The 18,647-nt window shown below is 66.8% G+C and carries 15 protein-coding genes; 9 read left to right on the plus strand and 6 right to left on the minus strand.

The features are described from left to right. The first annotated feature begins 122 nt into the window (after positions 1–122). Genes ACZ0AA_RS01690 through ACZ0AA_RS01705 form a run of 4 tightly spaced genes read left to right on the plus strand, consistent with a single transcriptional unit; the run spans position 123 to position 5,528 of the window. A complete protein-coding gene (locus ACZ0AA_RS01690) occupies positions 123–1,808 on the plus strand; it encodes a glycosyltransferase (protein WP_463511967.1) in 1,686 nt (561 codons plus the stop codon). Further along, a complete protein-coding gene (locus ACZ0AA_RS01695) occupies positions 1,805–2,704 on the plus strand; it encodes a glycosyltransferase family 2 protein (protein WP_463511968.1) in 900 nt (299 codons plus the stop codon). The genes ACZ0AA_RS01690 and ACZ0AA_RS01695 overlap by 4 nt, the downstream gene beginning before the upstream one ends. Beyond that, complete coding sequence (locus ACZ0AA_RS01700) at positions 2,701–4,641, plus strand: DUF6541 family protein (protein ID WP_463511969.1); 1,941 nt, start codon at positions 2,701–2,703, stop codon at positions 4,639–4,641. The genes ACZ0AA_RS01695 and ACZ0AA_RS01700 overlap by 4 nt, the downstream gene beginning before the upstream one ends. Beyond that, entirely contained in the window at positions 4,638–5,528 is an 891-nt protein-coding gene (locus ACZ0AA_RS01705; protein WP_400861180.1) for a glycosyltransferase, read from the plus strand. The genes ACZ0AA_RS01700 and ACZ0AA_RS01705 overlap by 4 nt, the downstream gene beginning before the upstream one ends. Positions 5,529–5,572: 44 nt before the next feature. Here ACZ0AA_RS01705 and ACZ0AA_RS01710 read toward each other — a convergent pair whose 3' ends face one another. Together ACZ0AA_RS01710 and ACZ0AA_RS01715 are read right to left on the minus strand one after the other, a co-directional pair. After that, a complete protein-coding gene (locus ACZ0AA_RS01710) occupies positions 5,573–6,319 on the minus strand; it encodes a glycosyltransferase (protein ID WP_463511970.1) in 747 nt (248 codons plus the stop codon). Then, positions 6,316–7,572, minus strand: a complete 1,257-nt coding sequence (locus tag ACZ0AA_RS01715) for a polysaccharide biosynthesis protein (protein ID WP_463511971.1) — start codon at positions 7,570–7,572, stop codon at positions 6,316–6,318. The genes ACZ0AA_RS01710 and ACZ0AA_RS01715 overlap by 4 nt, the downstream gene beginning before the upstream one ends. A gap of 111 nt (positions 7,573–7,683) precedes the next feature. Here ACZ0AA_RS01715 and ACZ0AA_RS01720 point away from each other — a divergent pair, with 111 nt between their 5' ends. Then, entirely contained in the window at positions 7,684–8,685 is a 1,002-nt protein-coding gene (locus ACZ0AA_RS01720; protein WP_463511972.1) for a glycosyltransferase, read from the plus strand. 6 nt (positions 8,686–8,691) lie between these two features. Here the strand turns inward: ACZ0AA_RS01720 and ACZ0AA_RS01725 are convergent, their stop codons facing one another. The 4 genes from ACZ0AA_RS01725 to ACZ0AA_RS01740 are packed head-to-tail and all read right to left on the minus strand — an operon-like array spanning position 8,692 to position 13,110. Beyond that, positions 8,692–9,639 carry a glycosyltransferase gene (locus ACZ0AA_RS01725; protein WP_463511973.1) on the minus strand — a complete coding sequence of 316 codons (948 nt, stop codon included), beginning with the start codon at positions 9,637–9,639 and terminating at the stop codon, positions 8,692–8,694. Next, a complete protein-coding gene (locus tag ACZ0AA_RS01730; protein ID WP_463511974.1) occupies positions 9,636–10,034 on the minus strand; it encodes a DUF2304 domain-containing protein in 399 nt (132 codons plus the stop codon). The genes ACZ0AA_RS01725 and ACZ0AA_RS01730 overlap by 4 nt, the downstream gene beginning before the upstream one ends. Next, positions 10,031–10,786 carry a glycosyltransferase family 2 protein gene (locus ACZ0AA_RS01735; protein ID WP_400861166.1) on the minus strand — a complete coding sequence of 252 codons (756 nt, stop codon included), beginning with the start codon at positions 10,784–10,786 and terminating at the stop codon, positions 10,031–10,033. The genes ACZ0AA_RS01730 and ACZ0AA_RS01735 overlap by 4 nt, the downstream gene beginning before the upstream one ends. A 38-nt stretch (positions 10,787–10,824) precedes the next feature. Next, the gene (locus tag ACZ0AA_RS01740; protein WP_463511975.1) at positions 10,825–13,110 is read right to left on the minus strand and encodes a hypothetical protein; all 2,286 of its coding nucleotides are present in this window, start codon (positions 13,108–13,110) and stop codon (positions 10,825–10,827) included. Between the two features lie 104 nt (positions 13,111–13,214). On the opposite strand from ACZ0AA_RS01740, the gene rfbA reads away from it, so the two are divergent. Genes rfbA through ACZ0AA_RS01760 form a run of 4 tightly spaced genes read left to right on the plus strand, consistent with a single transcriptional unit; the run spans position 13,215 to position 18,643 of the window. Then, positions 13,215–14,084 (plus strand): glucose-1-phosphate thymidylyltransferase RfbA, encoded by an 870-nt coding sequence (gene rfbA, locus ACZ0AA_RS01745; RefSeq protein ID WP_295104846.1) that lies wholly within the window; start codon positions 13,215–13,217, stop codon positions 14,082–14,084. Further along, on the plus strand, positions 14,084–15,082 hold the full coding sequence (gene rfbB, locus ACZ0AA_RS01750) for a dTDP-glucose 4,6-dehydratase (protein WP_463511976.1): 999 nt from the start codon (positions 14,084–14,086) through the stop codon (positions 15,080–15,082). The genes rfbA and rfbB overlap by 1 nt, the downstream gene beginning before the upstream one ends. A 4-nt stretch (positions 15,083–15,086) precedes the next feature. Continuing rightward, positions 15,087–16,502, plus strand: a complete 1,416-nt coding sequence (locus ACZ0AA_RS01755; RefSeq protein WP_463511977.1) for a sugar nucleotide-binding protein — start codon at positions 15,087–15,089, stop codon at positions 16,500–16,502. Next, positions 16,499–18,643: an acyltransferase family protein gene (locus ACZ0AA_RS01760; RefSeq protein WP_463511978.1), complete on the plus strand. Its 2,145-nt coding sequence runs from the start codon at positions 16,499–16,501 to the stop codon at positions 18,641–18,643. Before ACZ0AA_RS01755 ends, ACZ0AA_RS01760 begins: the two co-directional genes overlap by 4 nt. Positions 18,644–18,647 lie beyond the last annotated feature (4 nt).

Raw genomic sequence — 18,647 nt, forward strand, 5'->3', positions numbered from 1 at the left:
CTGGCAGATCGATGGGGAAGCGCCGAACGCGCGGCACAGGCTCAACCCAGGGTCGGAGTCACGGTCGCTGGTAGGATCGCGGAGGTCTCGTGCGTCCGTCGATCCGAAAGCAAACTGTATCCGTGACACCTCTTCAAGCTCTCGATCAGCCTGCACTCTTCCGCTTCGAGGACCCGCAGACGGGTGTGGATCTGTCGGAGCGTGAGCGTCGCCTCCTCGTCGGTGCGCTGAACTTCCATGCGCTCATGGCGCCCCAACGGGCGCTCCGGGTCCATCTCTACGACGGCTCGGTGGAGACGACTCCCCGCCTGACTGACGACAGCACGTTCGACGGGCTCTCGAGGAACAACCGCCACCGTATCGGGAGCTTCGGCATCGTGAGCTCCGTCTCCGTCGAAGAGCGTGATCCCGAGCACACGGAGGCCGCCTCCGCCGCTCTCGTCGCGTCGCCCACCAGGCATCTGCACGTCTCATCCGACAGTGTTCTGAGCTCCGACCCCTACCGACCCCAGCGCCCGGGGCTCGTCGGACGGATCGCACGGAGTGTCAAGTCGCGCGCTCCGCTCCTCTACGACGACGCGCGCGATCTCTCGCTGCTCAGATTCCGCCGCAAGCTCACGACCGCCATCGAGCCTCGCGACTACGAAGGCGAGTTCCGACGTGGGGGTGCGCACGAGGGCGAGGTGATCGTGCCGGCCGCCCCTGCCCCCGAGGGCGCGCAGAAGGCCGTGATCATCGGTCTCCACTGGTTCGAACTCGGCGGCGCTGAGCTCTGGGCCTTCGAGACGGTGCGACTGGTGCGTGAGGCCGGCCTGCTCCCGATCGTGCTCACGAATCGGGACTCCCACCAGCCGTGGGTCACCCGTCCCGAGCTCGACGGGGCGCTGCTCATCCCGTTCTCGGAGCCCACCGTCGAGTCTCAGACGGCCGGCGTCGAACCACTGCTCCGCGCGCTGCTGCGCACCTTCGACGTGCGGGGCGTCGTCATCCATCACAACCAGTGGCTCTACGACCGGGTGGCGTGGATCGCGGCGTCGCGCCCCGGCATCCCCATCGTCGACAGCACGCACATCGTCGAGTACACCGGGGGCGGCTATCCCCTGAGCAGTGCCATCGCATCGAAGTCGATCACCACGCATCACGTGATCTCGCCGAGCCTCGCGCGCTGGATGACAGACGTCCAGCGGATCCCCTCCGACCGCGTGGTCATGGCACCGCTCGGCGGACTCACCGTGAAGCCGAAGGATGCCGTGTTCCGCCCGCGGGTCGAGGGAGAGCAGTTCACTGTCGCGTTCGTCGGCCGCATGGCGCGGCAGAAAGCGCCGGAGGTGTACCTCGCGATGGCGCGCCGCCTGAAACGGCAGGGATATTCGCTGCGTTTCATCCTCCACGGCGGTGGGGAGCTGTCGAGCTGGGTCGATGACATCATCGAGGCGGAGGGCCTGGGGGCCGACATCATCCGGCGCACCTCCGACACCCCGGTCTCCGACACGCTCGACGAAGCCCACGTGCTCGTGGTCGCCTCCCACAATGAGGGACTCACACTGACGACTCTCGAGGCGATCGCGCACGGAGTGCCGGTGATCTCGACGGACGTCGGCGCCCAGGGCGACATCATCCCGGAGACTGCCCTGGTTCCTCGATATGCCCGTCTCGCAGCGCGCCAGCTCGCTGACGCGGTGGGCCCGCTCGTCGACGACGAAGAGGCGAGGGAAGCGCTGTGGCGCAAGGAGCGCAAGGCTGAGAAGAAGCTGCTGTCCCAGCAGTCCGCGAGTTCATGGTTCAAGGAAGAGGTGGGCTCGTGGTGAGTGTCGCTGGAGTGGTCGTCACGTTCAATCGGCTCGAGAAGCTGAAGACCGTGATCGCGTCGATCGAGGCGCAGACGCACCCCGTCGAGACGCTGTTCGTGATCGACAACGCCTCGACCGACGGCACGGCGGAGTACCTTGCCGCGCTCGAGACAGCGGTGCCCCTCGAAGTTGTGACCATGTCGACCAACTCCGGGGGAGCGGGCGGCTTCTCCGAGGGGATGCTGCGCGGATACGCGTCCGGTGCAGATCACGTGTGGATCATGGACGACGACTGCTATCCGAAGCCCGAAGCCCTCGCGAGCCTCATCGCCGGTTTCGACGGGGCGGTCGAGGAACTCGGTGGCGACGTTCCCTTCGCGTGCTCGGTCGTCGAGTTCACCGACGGCAGCATCTGCGAGATGAACAACCCGGTGACGACGTGGGACTGGGGACGCCTGCTCGTCAAGGGGCAGAAGAACGTCATGGTGACCGCGTGCTCGTTCGTCTCGGTGCTGATCCCGCGGTGGGCCATCGCGGAGTACGGGCTTCCCTATTCCGAGTACTTCATCTGGTTCGACGACCGCGAGTACACGCTTCGCCTCACCGCGCGTTGCCCCGGTGTGCAGGTGCTCGACAGCGTCGTCGTCCATGACATGGGGGACAACCGCGGAGTCAACTTCGCGATGGTCGACCGCAAGAGCCTGTGGAAGTTCTCGTACGGTGTGCGCAACGAGGCGTCCTGGCAGCTGCACCATCGTGGCTTCCTGTACTTCGTGGAGTTCGGTGCACGGCTGTTCGTGAGCCTCCACCGAGGCCGCGTTCCTCTGGACCTGCGAGCGAAACTGCTCGGCAAGTGGTTGAAGGGCATCACCTTCAACCCGAAGATCCGCTACCCGGAGGCGGAGGCGGCGTGAGCTGGGTCTCGATCCTGCCCGCGCTGCTCGTCACCGGCGCTCTTCTCTTCCTTCCCGGACTGCTGCTCGGCTTCCTCCTCCGCCTGCGCGGAATGAGGCTCGTCGCGCTGGCCCCCGCGCTCAGCGTCTCGCTCGTCGCAGTCGCCGCCCTCGCGGCGCCGTTCGTGGGAATCCGGTGGAGCATCCTTCCGGTGCTCATCCTCACTGCTGTGGCTTCGGTCGCCGCATACTTCTGGTCGAAGCACGTCGGCACGCCTGTGCCGCTCCGTCAGCGCTCGAGCGCCAGGCAACTGGTCGCCGTGATCGTCTCGATCGTCGTACCCGCCGCTCTCATCGCGTTCGTGCTGGTCAGAAGCATGCACGACCCGGAGTTCTTCTCGCAGCGATACGACAACTTCTTCCACCTGAACGCCGTCCAGTACGTGCTCGACACCGGAAACGCATCGCCCCTGTGGCTGGGCAGCATGACCTCGCCGGCGGGCGTTCCGTTCTACCCGTCCGGCTGGCATGCGATGGTCTCGATCGTCGTCGCGCTCAGCGGAGCCTCCGTGCCGCTCGCGACCAACGCGATGATCATCGTCGTCGCTGCGGTCGTCTGGCCGATCGGCGCGGTGCTCCTCGTGCGCGAGCTCCTGGGCCGCAACCAGATCATGACGGTGATCGCGGGGGCGCTGGCCGCCGCCTTCCCGGCATTCCCCTTCCTGCTGCTGCATTACGGCGTGCTCTACCCGTTGTTCCTCGGCCTCGCCGTCGCACCCGCCGCCATCGTCGTCGCCTGGTGGCTGCTCAGGCCCGGAAGGGTGCCGCGTCGTCAGGACTGGGCGCTCCTGCTGGTGCTCGTGGTGCCCGGTCTGGGTGTCGCGCACCCGGGCGCGCTCATGGCGGTCGTCGCGCTCACGGTGCCTTTCGTCCTCGCCAGGCTTCTGCACGAGGTGAGGACCCCGGGTCGACCGCGACTGATCGGCATCGGCCTGCTGGTCGCATACGCCGCTGCAGGGGTCGTTCTCCTGCAGGTGGTACGGCCCCCGGCCAGCCAGATCTACTGGCCCATCATCAACACGGTTCCCGACTCGATCGGTGAAGTCGTCGCGGCGAGCGTGTACGGCTATCCGAGCTCGCTCGGGATCACCGCCCTGATGATCATCGGCGCATACAGCGTCATCCGCAGAGGCACCTACGCGCGGTGGTCGATCCTCGCGATGGCGGTCATCTCGGCTGTGCTCTACATCATCGTGTCGGCGTCGCCGTATGAGACGCTGCGCTTCTGGTTCACCGCTCCGTGGTACAACAATCCGCCGCGTATCGCCGCCTTCTGGGCGATCGGAGTACTGCCGCTCGCGGCGCTGGGCGGAATCGTCCTCGTGACCTGGCTCCTTCGGCAGCGAGTGCTGACGCGGGTCCGACGGTTCTCCGAGCGCCTGCCCATCGTCCTGATCGCCATCGTCGTGATCGCGCTCGTCGGGGTCACGCAGAACGCCGCGATTCGACAGGCTGCCGCCGACATCGAGTTCACCTACGAGCTCCGACCCGGTGGGCCGATCGTGTCTCCAGACGAACTCGATCTCATGGAGGACCTCGCAGAGCTCGTCCCGGAGGATGCGGTCATCGCGGGAGACCCGTGGACGGGAGCATCGTTCGCGTACGGTGTGAGCGGAAGACGGGTCCTCATGCCCCATCTCCTGATGGACCTCACCGACGACGCTGAAGCGATCAACACGATGCTGAGCACGGATGGCGACTCTCCGCAGGTCTGCGACGCGCTCGAGGACACCGGGGTCGCGTACGTCCTCGACTTCAGTGCCGACGGGGACTTCCAGGAGAACGACGCGGACTACTCGGGACTCGATGACCTCGACAGCTCGCCCTTCGTCGAACTCGTCGAGCAGCGCGGCGACGCGAAGCTCTTCAAGATCGTCTCGTGCGGACTCGGGTCATGACCTACGAGATCTTCGTGCCGTTCTGGGGCGACCCGGATCAGCTCTACGAGACAGTCGAATCCGTCCGCGCCCAGACCGATCCGGACTGGCGGTTGACGATCATCGACGACTGCTATCCCGATGACTCGGTCGCAGTCCACTTCAGTGAAGAGCGGGATGAGCGGATCGTCTACTCCCGGAACGAGCACAACGTCGGGATCACCGAGAACTTCCGGGAGTCGGTTCGGCGTGCGTCGGGGGATTTCGTCACGATCCTCGGCTGCGACGACCTTCTGCACCCGAATTATGTGGAGGTCGTCCGCGCGGCGGCCCGCGCAGTGCCGCATGCCGACGTCATCCAGCCGGCGGTTCAGGTCATCGACGAGAACGGGGCTGTCGTCCTTCCCCTCGTCGATCGGATCAAGCAGCGCCACCTCGCTCCGAAGGGGCGGGGAGTGACTGTCTTCAGCGGCCCGGACATGGCCACCACGCTGATCAGGGGCAACTGGCTCTATTGGCCGTCGCTCTCGCTCCGAGTGGAGACGCTTCGCCGTATCGACTTCACGGACGACCTTCCGGTCATCCAGGACCTGGCGCTGCTGATGGACATCGCCTTCGACGGCGGCACGCTGGCCTACACGCCGACGCTCGCATTCTCGTATCGTCGCCATCTGGAGAGCGCATCCCAGAAGACGCTGCTCGACGGCAGTCGCTTTCTCGATGAGCGGCGGTATTACCGCATCGCGCGCCGATCGGCTGCTGAGCGAGGATGGAGCCGCACAGCGCGGACCGCACGGGTGCGCCTCATGTCGCGGCTGCACGGGATCGCCGCGCTGCCTCTCGTGCTGCGGCACGGCACGGCGCGGGGTGTGCGATCGTCGCTGGCGCACGTCGTCGACCTGAGCTGAGGGCGCGGAGCCCTGCGCGGCAGCTCAGGCGCATGACGGTGGTGTCAGCGCGCTGCGCGGACGCGACGCGATGCTTCACGCCATGCGCGGAGGAGCATCCACCTCGACTGCAGCGCCTTGCGGAGTCCTCGCGGCTTCGGGGCCGACGCATTGGCGTCATGCAGGCGGCGCCGCAGCACCGGGCTCTGGACATGCGCGAGCTCCCGAGCGGTATTGCCGACGGTCGCGATCCACAGATCATGCGACTCGACGAGGAACTCGGGAAAGGGCAGGATGAGGTCTCTGGCCTCGCGTCGGAACGCCATCGCGCACCCGTAGTAGGGCGCGTCGCCCGCGAGCAGACGCAGCTCATTCGCCAGAGAGCCGCCTGAGGGCAGGGCATCGAGGTGCCACGGGCGTCCGGTGAGCGGAGAACGCAGAGGTGCGTCGTCAGGCAGCAGCACGAGGTCGCCGGCCGCGATCGACCGGTCGCGAAGTGCCTCGACCAGCAGCGCACGGCGGCCGGGGACCCACTCGTCATCCTGGTCGGAGAGGAAGATGATCTCGCGGGTCGCTTCGGCTATCGCGGCCTCGAAGGCTTTCACGTATCCCTGGTTCGTCTCGGAGCGGATCAGTCGGATGCGATCGTCTCCGAGAGCGGCCACGACAGCTGCGGTGCCGTCAGTGCTGGCATCGTCGACCACGACCACCTCGTCGCCGGGGAGGAGTCCGTCGAGGATCGATTCGAGCTGGTGCCGGACGAATCGCTCGCCGTTGTATGTCGCCATGCACACGCTCACGGCCTCGGTCATGCGATGTCTCCCTCAGCTGGCGCGACGAGAGCGAAAGCCGATCGCCTCTCCAGGAGCAGATGATGTGTTCCGGCAGCCCCGACGACGGCGAGGATCACGAGCTCCGAGGCCGCGAGGGCGGCGATGATCCCGCTGAGACCCCATTGGGAGCCCAGGACCATGAGCGGGAGTCCGACGAGAGCAGCGCCGAGGGTGCCGAAGAGCACGTAGCGGTTGAGGCCGGCGGGAACCAGCACATTGCGGATGAAGGGGGTGGTCAGACTCGTCAGCGCGAAGGTCGCCCCGAAGCCGAGGAACACGGCGGTCTCCGGCGTCGCCTCCGCACCGAAGAGGAGTGTGGAGAGCAGCGGGCCGAGCAGTGTCAGCGCCGTGCCGCCGATGAGCGCGAGTGCAGCATGGAGTCCGAAGGCCACGAAATGGCGGCGTGCCCGACCATGTGCATACGAGACCTCGAGCACCCACTTCTGCAGAGTGTTCGACAGGACCGTGATGGCGAAGAGTGCGATGCGGAAGAACTTGTCCGCAGAGGTGGCCTGACCGCTGGCCGTCGCGCCGAGGATGCCCTGCGCGAGCGGGATGGGTGCAGACGTGTACGACCCGCCGATCGTCTCCGCCGCGGCGACCGAGAGGTTCGCCCGGTATGCGCGCAGGATCCGCTTCCCCGCGAACGGGGGCACGGGCCGTCGATAGAGGCGGAGGTTCAGCAGCAGAGGACCGGTGAGGAAGCCGATCAGCGTGAGCACCGGGTACCACAGCAACTGCTCCGTCAGCAGGAGGAGGGGAATCGCAAGTGCAACGCTCACACTCACCGGGACGGTCTCGAACAGCAGCACCACTCGCGCGTTGCCCACGCCGACTGCGTACCAGACGACGGTCATGGCCGCAGCGGTGGTCGCCAGGGTGACGAGTGCGGCGACGAGGCGGAACTCGGCGGGGACGAGGAACGAGCTGAGCGCGGCGCCGATCAATCCCGCCGTCACGACGAGCAGGCCGCGGCACCAGAACGAATCACCGAAGATCTGACGCCGGGCGGCATCGTCGGCGCTGAGCGCGATGCGCGCTCCGCCGGAGATGTTCCAGCCGAACCCCGCGATGATCGCGCAGACGGTTCCGACGGCCTGGGCCGTGCCCACGGAGCCCCAGGCCGCCAAGCCGAAGACGTTCGGGATGATGGGGAGCAGGAACAGTGGGGCGATGAAGGAGATCAGAGGAACGGCGCTAAAGCCCGCAAAGCGTGACAGTAGAACCTTCATCGATGGGACTCCTCGGACCATTGCGGCCCAACACCATTCGGGATGGCGGGGACGTGAACGCGTGCGAGCCTAGACTACTGGAGACGGCGTGAAGGAGAGGTCAGGGACCAGATGGTTGGAGTTATCGTGCTCGCCGCCTATCGACCCTCCAAGGAGCTCTTCGCCCGCCAGCTCGCCTCGATCCGCGACCAGACGGTGACGGACTGGGAGTGCATCATCTCGGTCGACGGAGAACTGGAGACCGTCGAGGAGGTCGTCGCCGATGTCGCGGCCGGAGACGACCGCTTCAGGATCCTCGCAGACGGCCGACGTCTCGGCTTCTACCTGAACTTCGAGCGGGGGCTCGAGGCGGTGCCCGCAGAGGCCGAATGGGTGGCTCTGAGCGACCAGGACGACTTCTGGTACCCCCACAAGCTCGAGACACTGCTCCCGCACCTCTCGGAGTCCGCGATCGTGTCCGGCCAGGCCCGACTGGTGGCCCACCCCGGTGATGAGGTGCTCGGATTCACCGAGCGCCGGCAGCTCGACGCCGCATCGACGATGATCGTGAATCAGTTCACCGGCTCGCTGTGCATCTTCCGCGGCGACCTGCTGTCGACGGCGCTGCCGTTTCCACGTCTCTCCTCCCACACCGTCGCGCACGACCACTGGCTCGCGGTCGTCGGGATGGCACAGGGAGGCGGTCTCATCGTCGAGGATGTCGTGCAGGATTACGTGCAGCACTCCGCCAACGTGTTCGGTGATCCGAGCCGTCTGCGGCTCGGCCCGATCGCAACCCTGCGACGAGCCTGGGCCAACGCGGTCGGGTTCGCTGCGCGCTACGAGGGGACCGCCTCTCCTCCGGCGATGGCACGGATGCTGTTCTGGATCTACGCGGGATGGCGTCAGCTGATGGCGCAGACGCTCGTGGAACGGGATCCCCTCTCGCCATCCGCGATCGAGATGGATCGGCGTTTCGGATCGGGGCGGCGACTGCGCGAGACCGTGGGGATGCTGCGTCGAGTCCGGCGCGCACGGGTGGTGCCGATGCCGTTCGTCATCGCATACCTGGCGAGCTGGGCATCGGGGTGGGTGGTCCGGGGGCGTCGACGTAAACCGACTGTGGCACCCTAGACCGTCTCAGGCGGATTCCGCGTCCGGGAGCGGGCGAGCGCGCCAGGTGACACGGGCGGCTTCGGTAGCGAGCGACGGCCGCATCCTGCCCATGCGCTCGTCCCGTCCGTCTCGGAACCCCGCGGCGAGCAGTTTTCGCATGGTCGAGCGGGGCCTCGCCAGCATCCACGCGATCAGGAAGTATGCGTAGTCGGCTCGCGCGTCGCGGCGCAGTCGCGCACGATGCCGCGGGTGGCGCCGCCCCAGCACGATTCGATTCCTGGCCCGGTAGTAGTAGCGGAACGGGGTGCTCAGGGTGAGGGTGGGCAGCAGCGCTCCGAGCGGTCCCGGGATCCGGTAGCGCGCGCCCAGGCGGTGCGGCAGTCGGAGGCCGGGGGCGACGATGCTCGGCAGGTTGGCATCACGGCAGCGGATCTCGAAGTCCGTGTCCACGAGGTCGATGAACAGGGATTCGTCCATCAGGCCGACCCGTTCGACCACGTCGGCGGGGAGGTACATGCCGGATTGGATCGCGTGAGCGGCGTACACGACACCCTGTCGTGTCGACGGCCCGGCTTGGGAGACGTCGGCGAAGAACTCCGGAACGACCGGGCCGGCGGGGACGCGGTGCGCGAGGGCATTCTCGCGGGCGGCGTTCAGAGCAGTGACGAACCCAGGCGCGACGGTCGAATCCTGATCGAACGTCACGATCGCACTCGCGCCGTTGTCGATCGCGCAGCGGATGCCGTGATTCAGCGCGGCGCCGATGCCGGAGTTGTGCTCCAAGGCGATCATCAGTGCTCCGCTCGACGCGATCTCCGCGCGGATCGGATCGAACTCGGGGCCGCTGCCGTCGTCGACCACGATGATCCCGGTGACCTGGGCGCCGAGATCAGCCAGCAGCGGGGGCACCCTCTCTGGGCGATGAACGGTGACGACCGCCCAGACGCCGTCGCTCGGGGCTCGGGACGTCATACCGGGGGAGCGCTGTCGGCGCCGCCGCCCCGGTGCTGAGCCTCCAGGGCCGCGATGCGGCTGTCCAACCTGTCCACCTCGGCGCGCGACAGCGCAGCCTCCTCCGCGACGCGGCGGATCTCGTCCTCAGCCTGGGAGAGCTCCCAGGAGAGATGCAGCGAGACCCCCAGGAGCAGGGTGATCGCGAGAGCGAACAGGAGGTTGGCCGGCACCTGCACCCCGAGCAGCGCAGTCGCCCAGAGCAGGAGCTGCGGGAAGATCCCGAGCAGCAGGACGCTGAGCGCGATCACGATCCACATCACCGCGTACTTCTCGCGGAGGCGTCTCGTGAGAAGCATCCAGAACACCAGGGCGAGGATGAACAGCGAGAGGGCGATCCCGATGGCGACGATCATTGTGCGTCCTCCCGTTCGCGGACGTTCGTCGAGGGGGTCGTCGAACCGGGGCGACGCAGCATCGCCAGGCCGAGGGTGAACACCGAGCGCAGCAGATAGATCGACGCTCCGATCGGGCCCTGGCTCGGGGTGCCGTGGACTCGCGGCCGCATGGCCACGGGCACCTGCGTCACCGTCAATCCGGCGTGGCACGCTGCGACGAGGGAGTCGATGGTGTCGCCGAGGTACTCGGCGGGGTAGTAGCGGACGTACTGCTCGATGGCCCTGCTGTTGGCGGCACGGAAGCCGCTCGTCACATCGGTGAGACGGGTCTTGGCGACTCTGGACACCGTCTTCGCCAGGAACAGCATCGCCCAGTGGCGCGGACCGCGGACCGAATAGTCGCCGACGTCCGCGAAACGAGCGCCGATCGAGATGTCTGCGGTGTCGAGACCGTCGAGGACGCGGGCGATGTCGACAGGATTGTGCTGCCCATCGGCGTCCACCTGGATCGCGCGGGTGTAGCCGTGACGTTTCGCGTACGTGAAGCCGGTGCGCATCGCCCCGCCGACGCCGAGATTGAAGGGGAGGGAGATGACCGTCGCGCCGGCCTCTCGTGCGACTGCGCCCGTGTCATCGGTGGATCCGTCATCGACCACGAGAAGATCGAAGTCGGCACTTGCGGCCCGGATCTCGTGAACGGTGCGTCCGACGTTGCGGGCCTCGTTCCACGCGGGGACGATCACGAGGACACGGTCCGACGACAAACTCATAGTTCCCCGATCCTATCGGATCGACCGGAACGGGACGGTCACGTGATCGGAGCCCCGACCGAGTAGTCGGCCTTGAACGCGGGGGCGATCTGGAGCACCGCGGGTGCGCGTCCTCCGCCGAGTCTCAGCAAGACCGTGATCGACGTCACGTGCCTCAGCTTGCCGTTCTCGTAGAAGTAGATCTCGGGCGTGCCGGTGAACTGCACGAAGTCGACTCCGTTGGTGAGCAGGGGGGACCCGACCTTGAACTGCGAGAGCTGCTCACCCGGGAGCACATACTCCCGCGGCAGCTTTCCTCCGTTGAGCTGGAGCAGGGTCTTGATGCTGCGAACGTGACGCAGCATCCCGTTCTCGAATCGGTAGATCTCGTCGCGCCCGGTGAATCGCACGAAGGAGTTCGAGGGGAGGAACGCAGGGCCGATGCCGTACCACCTGACGGTGGCCTGTGACCAGGGCAGCACCTGCAACGGTCTGGATCCGTTGAGGGCCAGCAGATCGGCCGGGGACTGCACGTGCCGCAGCGTGCCGCCCGAGACGACGTAGATCTCAGCTGCACCCTGCGGCTGGACGAAGAGCGGGACGGAGACCGTCGTCTTCGCCCGGGTCATCGCGCCGCATTCGCCGCTGCCGAGCTTCGTCGGCTTGATGCTGCCGAACTGCGTGCCCGACACCGGATAGACCTTGCCGCCCGCGGCGAGCAGGTTGGTGTTACCGCAGGAGACGATCGGGGTGAGTGTCGACCCGACCTTCGGGTTGGCTGCGACCGAACTGCGCGGTACCACGGTGAGGCTCGTGGCGCCGAACTCGGCGGCGAGGGCGGTGCTGGGCACGTGCACCAGGCGATCGCCGAGGAGCGTGAGGTAGATGTCCTTCGAGTCCGCGGCGCGCACCAGGCTGTTCGCCTTGATGACGAGGAGCCCGTTGCCGATCGATGCAGCCGCTGACGGCTTCATCGAGGCGACATATCCGGACGTTCCTCTGGACACCTCGAGCCACGTCTGCTGGTTGGCGACGTGCCTGCGCAGACCCGCCTGATAGAGGTATACCTCCGGCTCCGCCCCCGAGCGGAAGAACGATCCGACGGGTGCACCCTCGGAGAATCGGTCCGCCGTGGCGCCGGTGAGGTTGACGTACGAGCTGAACGAGTATCCGAACAGCGCGATCTGAGCCGCGTCGACGAAGCGATGCCGGGTGCCGTCGGGCTCCAGGAGGTACAGGGTGCCCGTTCGAGGGTCATGCACGTATCGCGTGACCGGCTTGCCCTCTGGCATCGGGTCGAGATACGCCGCGGCCACCGACACGGCCCCGCCGAGCCTCGACCGCAGAGCGGCGTAGTCCTCGCCTGCGACGACATGGTGGCGCGTGCCGGACTGCACGAGATAGATCTCCGCGCGACCCGGGACCTGCGCGAGGGTGGCCGACGTGGCGCTCTGGGTCTGCGTGCTGCCGAACCAGTCGGTGAAGAGCTGGTAGAAGTTGCGGTTGCCGTAGCTGGAGCACCCGTCCCCACTGCCGTAGCCGGCATTGAGTGCCGCCCGGTTCGGCTGATACGGCGTGTAGTAGTAGAGCGCGGCGGTCGCCTTGTTCTCGACGCGGACCGGTGCCGAGCCGCAGGCCCTGTTGGGGTGGTACAGGATGTTCCAGGTCTTTCCCGGCGCGTAGTACGTGAACCAGCGCCCCTCGGCGTAGATCTGCATCTGCCTGGCCGCACCGTAGATCTGGTAGAAGAAGCCTGCGTATGCGGGGTCACACGCCGCCGTGTCCGGGCAGCCCTGACCGAGCGCCATGTCGAAGCGCCAGCTGCTCGGCCACGTGTGCGTGACGAGGCTCTGCTCCTTCTCGAGCATCACGATCAGCACGCGCGGGTTGATGCCGCAGGACTGCGCGACCCGCGCGATGATCGTGGCCGCCGATTCGTTGGCCGCCCCGCTGTAGCCCCGGCAGTAGCTGTCGGCTGGACGGTTCGGTGTGTTCTGGCGGTAGTCCTTGAGGCAGACGTATCCAGCGCGGCACGACGCCACCTTGCCGCGGAAGAACGAGTCGATCTGACCGGCGGACATGGTGTCGCCCTGGAAGAAGACGGCATCGGAGATGATGTTCCCCGGCTTGAACTGCGCGAGGTTCGCGGTGTCGCGGATCGACGCATCCGCCGATCCCGTCGCCGCAGCTGACGATGTCAGCGCAGTCGCGGCTGTCGAGAGACCGCCGGAGGATGAGGGCGACACGGCACTGGCCGGCGTCGCCACGAGCAGGGATGCGGCGAGGACGACAGCCGCTGCACTGGCGAGGAGGCCGAGCAGGTGGGGGGATTTTGAGCCGGTCACCTGCTCATTGTGACGGAAATGCACAGACGATGCCAGTGTGAACGATGTGACGCAAGTAAATCGTGTCTTTCTGAGTCCCAGCTGGGATGTGGCACGATATGGGGGTGAAAGGCATAATTCTCGCTGGCGGCTCAGGCACTCGACTGCACCCGATTACGATCGGCATCTCCAAGCAGCTGATACCCGTGTACGACAAGCCGATGGTCTACTACCCGCTGTCGACGCTGATGCTGGCGGGGATCCGGGACATCCTGATCATCACCACGCCTCACGACGCCGAGCAGTTCGAGCGTCTTCTCGGTGACGGCTCGCAGTTCGGAGTCAATCTCACGTTCGCGCAGCAGCCGTCGCCGGACGGCCTCGCACAGGCCTTCGTCATCGGAGCCGACTTCATCGGCGACGACAAGGTCGCCCTCGTGCTCGGTGACAACCTCCTCTACGGTCCGGGGCTCGGCACCCAGCTCAAGCGCTACACGGACGTCGAGGGCGGTGCCGTGTTCGCCTACTGGGTCGCAGAGCCCAATGCCTACGGTGTCGTCGAGTTCGACGCCGACGGTCGCGCCGTCTCTCTCGAGGAGAAGCCGGAGCACCCCAAGAGCAACTACGCCGTGCCGGGACTCTACTTCTACGACAACGACGTGGTCGAGATCGCCCGCACCCTCGAGCCGAGCGCTCGCGGCGAGTACGAGATCACCGACATCAACCGCGCCTATCTCGAGCGCGGCGGGCTCCAGGTCGAGGTGCTTCCTCGCGGAACCGCATGGCTGGACACCGGCACGTTCGATCAGATGTCGGATGCCGGTGACTACGTGCGCACCATGGAGCGCCGCACCGGGCTGCGCATCGGCGTGCCGGAAGAGGTCGCATGGCGCCAGGGCTTCCTCACCGACGACGAACTGCGTGAACGGGCCACGAAGCTCGTGAAGTCCGGCTACGGCACATACCTGCTCGAGACCCTGGAAAGAGGTCGTTGATGTCGAACATCCTCGTCACCGGAGGCGCCGGATTCATCGGGTCGAACTTCGTCCACTATGTGGCCGAGCACACCGACCACACGGTCACGGTCCTCGACGCGCTCACCTACGCCGGCAACCGGGCCTCGCTCGCGGGGCTGCCTGAAGACCGTGTGCGGTTCGTGCACGGCGACATCACCGATGCCGAGCTCGTCGACGGGCTCACCGCCGAGGCGGACGCCGTGGTGCACTACGCGGCGGAGTCGCACAACGACAACTCGCTGCACAGCCCCCGTCCGTTCCTGGACACCAACATCATCGGCACCTACACGCTGCTCGAAGCCGCGCGCAAGCACGAGACACGGTTCCACCACATCTCCACCGACGAGGTCTACGGCGATCTCGAGCTCGACGACCCCGAGCGCTTCACCGAGCAGACTCCGTACAACCCGTCGTCGCCGTACTCGTCGACGAAGGCGGGCAGCGATCTGCTCGTCCGTGCCTGGGGCCGCTCGTTCGGCGTGCAGGCGACGATCTCGAACTGCTCGAACAACTACGGGCCGTATCAGCACGTCGAGAAGTTCATCCCGCGTCAGATCACCAACGTGATCCGGGGCATCCGTCCCAAGCTCTACGGGGCGGGCGAGAACGTCAGGGACTGGATCCACGCGAACGACCACTCGTCTGCAGTGCTGACGATCCTCGAGAAGGGTCAGATCGGCGAGACCTATCTGATCGGAGCCGACGGCGAGCGCAACAACAAGGACGTCGTCGAGTTGATCCTCGAAGAGATGGGCCAGCCGCGAGACGCGTACGACCACGTCACCGACCGCGCAGGTCACGATCTGCGGTATGCGATCGACTCCACGAAGCTGCGCACGGAGCTGGGCTGGAAGCCGGAGTTCGCGGACTTCGAGTCCGGACTGGCGGCCACCATCGAGTGGTACCGCGACAACGAGTCGTGGTGGGCACCGTCCAAGGATCAGACCGAGGCGTTCTACGCCTCCAAGGGGCAGTGACCCGATGACCGAGATCGACTTCGGCAAGTCCCTGAGCCGCACTGAGACGACGATCCCGGGGCTCGAGATCTTCGATCTGCCGGTTCACGGCGATTCGCGTGGGTGGTTCAAGGAGAACTGGCAGCGCGAGAAGATGACGGCGCTCGGCCTCGCCGATTTCGGTCCGGTCCAGAACAACGTCTCCTTCAACGATGCCGTCGGAACGACCCGCGGGATCCACGCGGAGCCGTGGGACAAGTGGGTGTCGATCGCGACCGGTCGCATCTTCGGCGCCTGGGTCGACCTGCGCGAGGGCCCGACGTTCGGCGCCGTCTTCACCGCAGAGCTCGATCCGTCGAAGGCCATCTTCGTGCCCCGTGGCGTCGGAAACTCGTATCAGACCCTCGAGCCCGACACCGCCTACACCTATCTCGTGAACGACCACTGGTCGCCGGACGCGTCCTATTCGTTCCTGAATCTCGCAGACGAGACCGCCGCGATCGAGTGGCCGATCCCGCTTGCGCAGGCGGAGGTGTCCGCGAAGGACCTGGCACACCCCCGCCTCGCAGACGTGGAGCCGGTCGCTCCTCGGAAGACGCTCGTGATCGGCTCTGGCGGACAGCTGGGAACAGCGCTCCGGGCAGAGCTCGACGGCATGCACAGCGTCGAGTGGACGACGCGCGCCGAATTCGATCTCGGGTCGGCGACGCTGGCCGACGCCCGCCGATGGCGCGACTACGACACGATCATCAACGCCGCGGCGTACACGGCGGTGGATCGCGCGGAGACGCCCGACGGCAGGCGCGACGCATGGGCGGTCAACGCCTCGGGGCCCGCCGCTCTGGCTCGCATCGCCGCAGAGCACGGGATCACGCTCGTGCACGTGTCGAGCGACTACGTATTCGGTGGAACCGCCGATCGGCCGTACACCGAAGACGACCTCGTGTGTCCTCTCGGCGTCTATGGTCAGTCCAAGGCGGCCGGCGATCTCGCGGTCTCGACCGCGCCGCGTCATTACATCGTCCGCACCTCCTGGGTGATCGGCAGCGGAAGCAACTTCGTCAGCACGATGGCTTCGCTGGCGGCGAAGGGAGTCGATCCGAAGGTCGTCGACGACCAGCGCGGGCGACTCACGTTCGCGACCGAGATCGCTCGCCTCATCCGCACCCTGGTCGAGACCCGTCCGCCGTTCGGGGTCTACAACCTGACCTCCGAGGGTGAGGTCGTCACCTGGGCCGACATCGCTCGCCGTGTGTTCGAGCTCGCCGGCCACGATGCGACGCGTGTCACGGGTGTGTCGACGGAGCAGTACTTCGCCTCGGCGACGTCGCCCGTCGCCCCGCGCCCGCTGAACAGCGTGCTCGATCTGACGCGAGTTCACGGCATCGGCTTCACCCCGCGTGCGGGCGACGAACTGCTCCGGGAGTATCTCGCGCCGTGAGCGTGTCGTTGCGGACCGCGGATGCTCCCGCCGCGGCACCGAAGGCGCGGGTCTTCCGAACCGACATCCAGGCGCTTCGCGCTGTGGCCATCGGATTGGTGGTGCTCAACCACCTCTGGCCGACACGCCTGCCCGGCGGCTACGTCGGTGTCGACGTCTTCTTCGTGATCTCCGGCTTCCTCATCACAGGGCACCTCGTCGGGGAGATGACGCGGACCGGGGGAGTGCGACTCGGGGCGTTCTACGCTCGACGGATCCGGCGGCTGCTTCCGGCCGCGCTGCTCGTCCTGGCGGTGTCGCTCCTGCTCCTCGTGGTGTTCCTTCCCTACCCGCGGTGGGAGCGGGGCGCCTGGGAGGTCGCGGCGAGTGCGGGGTACGTCGAGAACTGGTTCCTGGCATCCATGTCGGTCAACTACTCGGCGCTCAACGATGCGGCCAGCGTCGTCCAGCACTACTGGTCGCTGTCGGTCGAAGAGCAGTTCTACATCGTCTGGCCGTTGCTGCTTTTGGCCGCGCTCGCCGTCGCTCGGCGCACCGGAGGCCCGACGACTCGGCGCGGAGCGAGGGCGAGGACCGCCAACGCGCTGATCATGGTCGTGGCCGTGGTGGGCGTGCTTTCCTTCGCCGCCAGCGTCATCTACACGATCGTCGCACCGCCTCAGGCGTACTTCGCGACCTTCACGCGCGGGTGGGAGTTCGCCGTCGGCGGCGCGATCGCGCTCTTCGGAAGCCGGATACCGCTCGGACGCATGGCCGCTGACATCGTCAGCCTGGTCGGGTTCGCACTCATCGTCTTCGCCGCCCTCGTCTACGATCACACGACGGCTTTCCCCGGGTACACCGCGCTCGTGCCCGTCCTCGGCACCGCGGCCGTGATCCTCGCCGGAGGCGGGTATGCCTCTCTCTGGCACTCGAAGGCGACGGCACTGCGGCCGGTGCAGTGGGTCGGCGGCATCTCGTACTCGCTGTATCTGTGGCATTGGCCGCTCATCGTCGTGGCGCCGTTCGTCATCGGCGGAGAGGCGACCACCCTGTCGAAGGTCGCGGTGCTGGCGATCGCGCTCGTGCTGGCCTCGCTGACGAAGAGGTTCGTCGAGGATGCCGGACAGACGTGGGGGTACTGGCGGGGATCCTCGCGCCGAGCGTTCGGGCTCATGGTCACCGGCATGGTCGTCATCGCTGCTCTCGTGGCCGGAGTCCTCGCGTCGTTCACCGCACGGGTCGAGGCGGACGGACCGCCCGACGAGGTCGTCGCGTCGACCTGCGAGGGTCCCTCGGCGCTCGCTCCGGGGGCCGAGTGCGCCGACCCCTTCGGGGCGGCGGACTATTCGGTGATGACGAAGAAGAACGAGTACTTCTACACCCCTGATGAGTGCGGTGAGTTCCTGCCGATCCTCACCTATGGAGATCTGAAGACCACGCACGAGTGCGACTTCTCGCACGGTGCGAAGGATCCGACACGGGTCTGGCTGATCGGCGACTCTCATGCGCAGCAGTGGCAGGGGGCCGTGTTCGACATCGCCGAGAAGAACGGCTGGATCGTCGACACGAGCTACTACGGAGGGTGCCCCGTGGCCGACGTCGAGTTCATCGGATTCCGCAGCGCGTGGGGTGCCGCCGATGTCGAGAGGTGTCGCGAGTGGTCCCGTGACCTCGCCGACACGGTCGCCGAAGACGACCCCGACCTCGTCATCACCGCGATGGCATCTCGGCTTCAGCTGGTCGATGACGGGAGCGACAGGCCGCAGATCGATCAGATGTCGCAAGGATTGCTGGACTACTGGAAGCGCTGGAACGATGAGGGCATCAAGGTGCTCGCGCTGGCGGATCCTCCGTTCAATGCGGAGGTCCGGAGCCCAGACTGCGTGCTTCACAACGCGGACGAGCCGCGCGCCTGCGCGCGTCCTCGCGCTGAGGCGCACCCGCGCGACCCGATCGTCGCCGCAGGTGCGGCAGCCGGGTCGGCATCGATCAGCGTGCTGGATCTGACGGACCGCTTCTGCGATGCGACCTCGTGCTACGCCGTGGTGGGTGGCATCCCCGTCTACTACGACGCGGATCACCTCAATCTCGAGTACGCCCGACTGCTCGGAATCGAGATCGACGCGGCGGCCGAACGGCTGCTGACTCAGAGCAGATAGGCTG

This window comes from Microbacterium sp. AC035 (assembly GCF_979258485.1).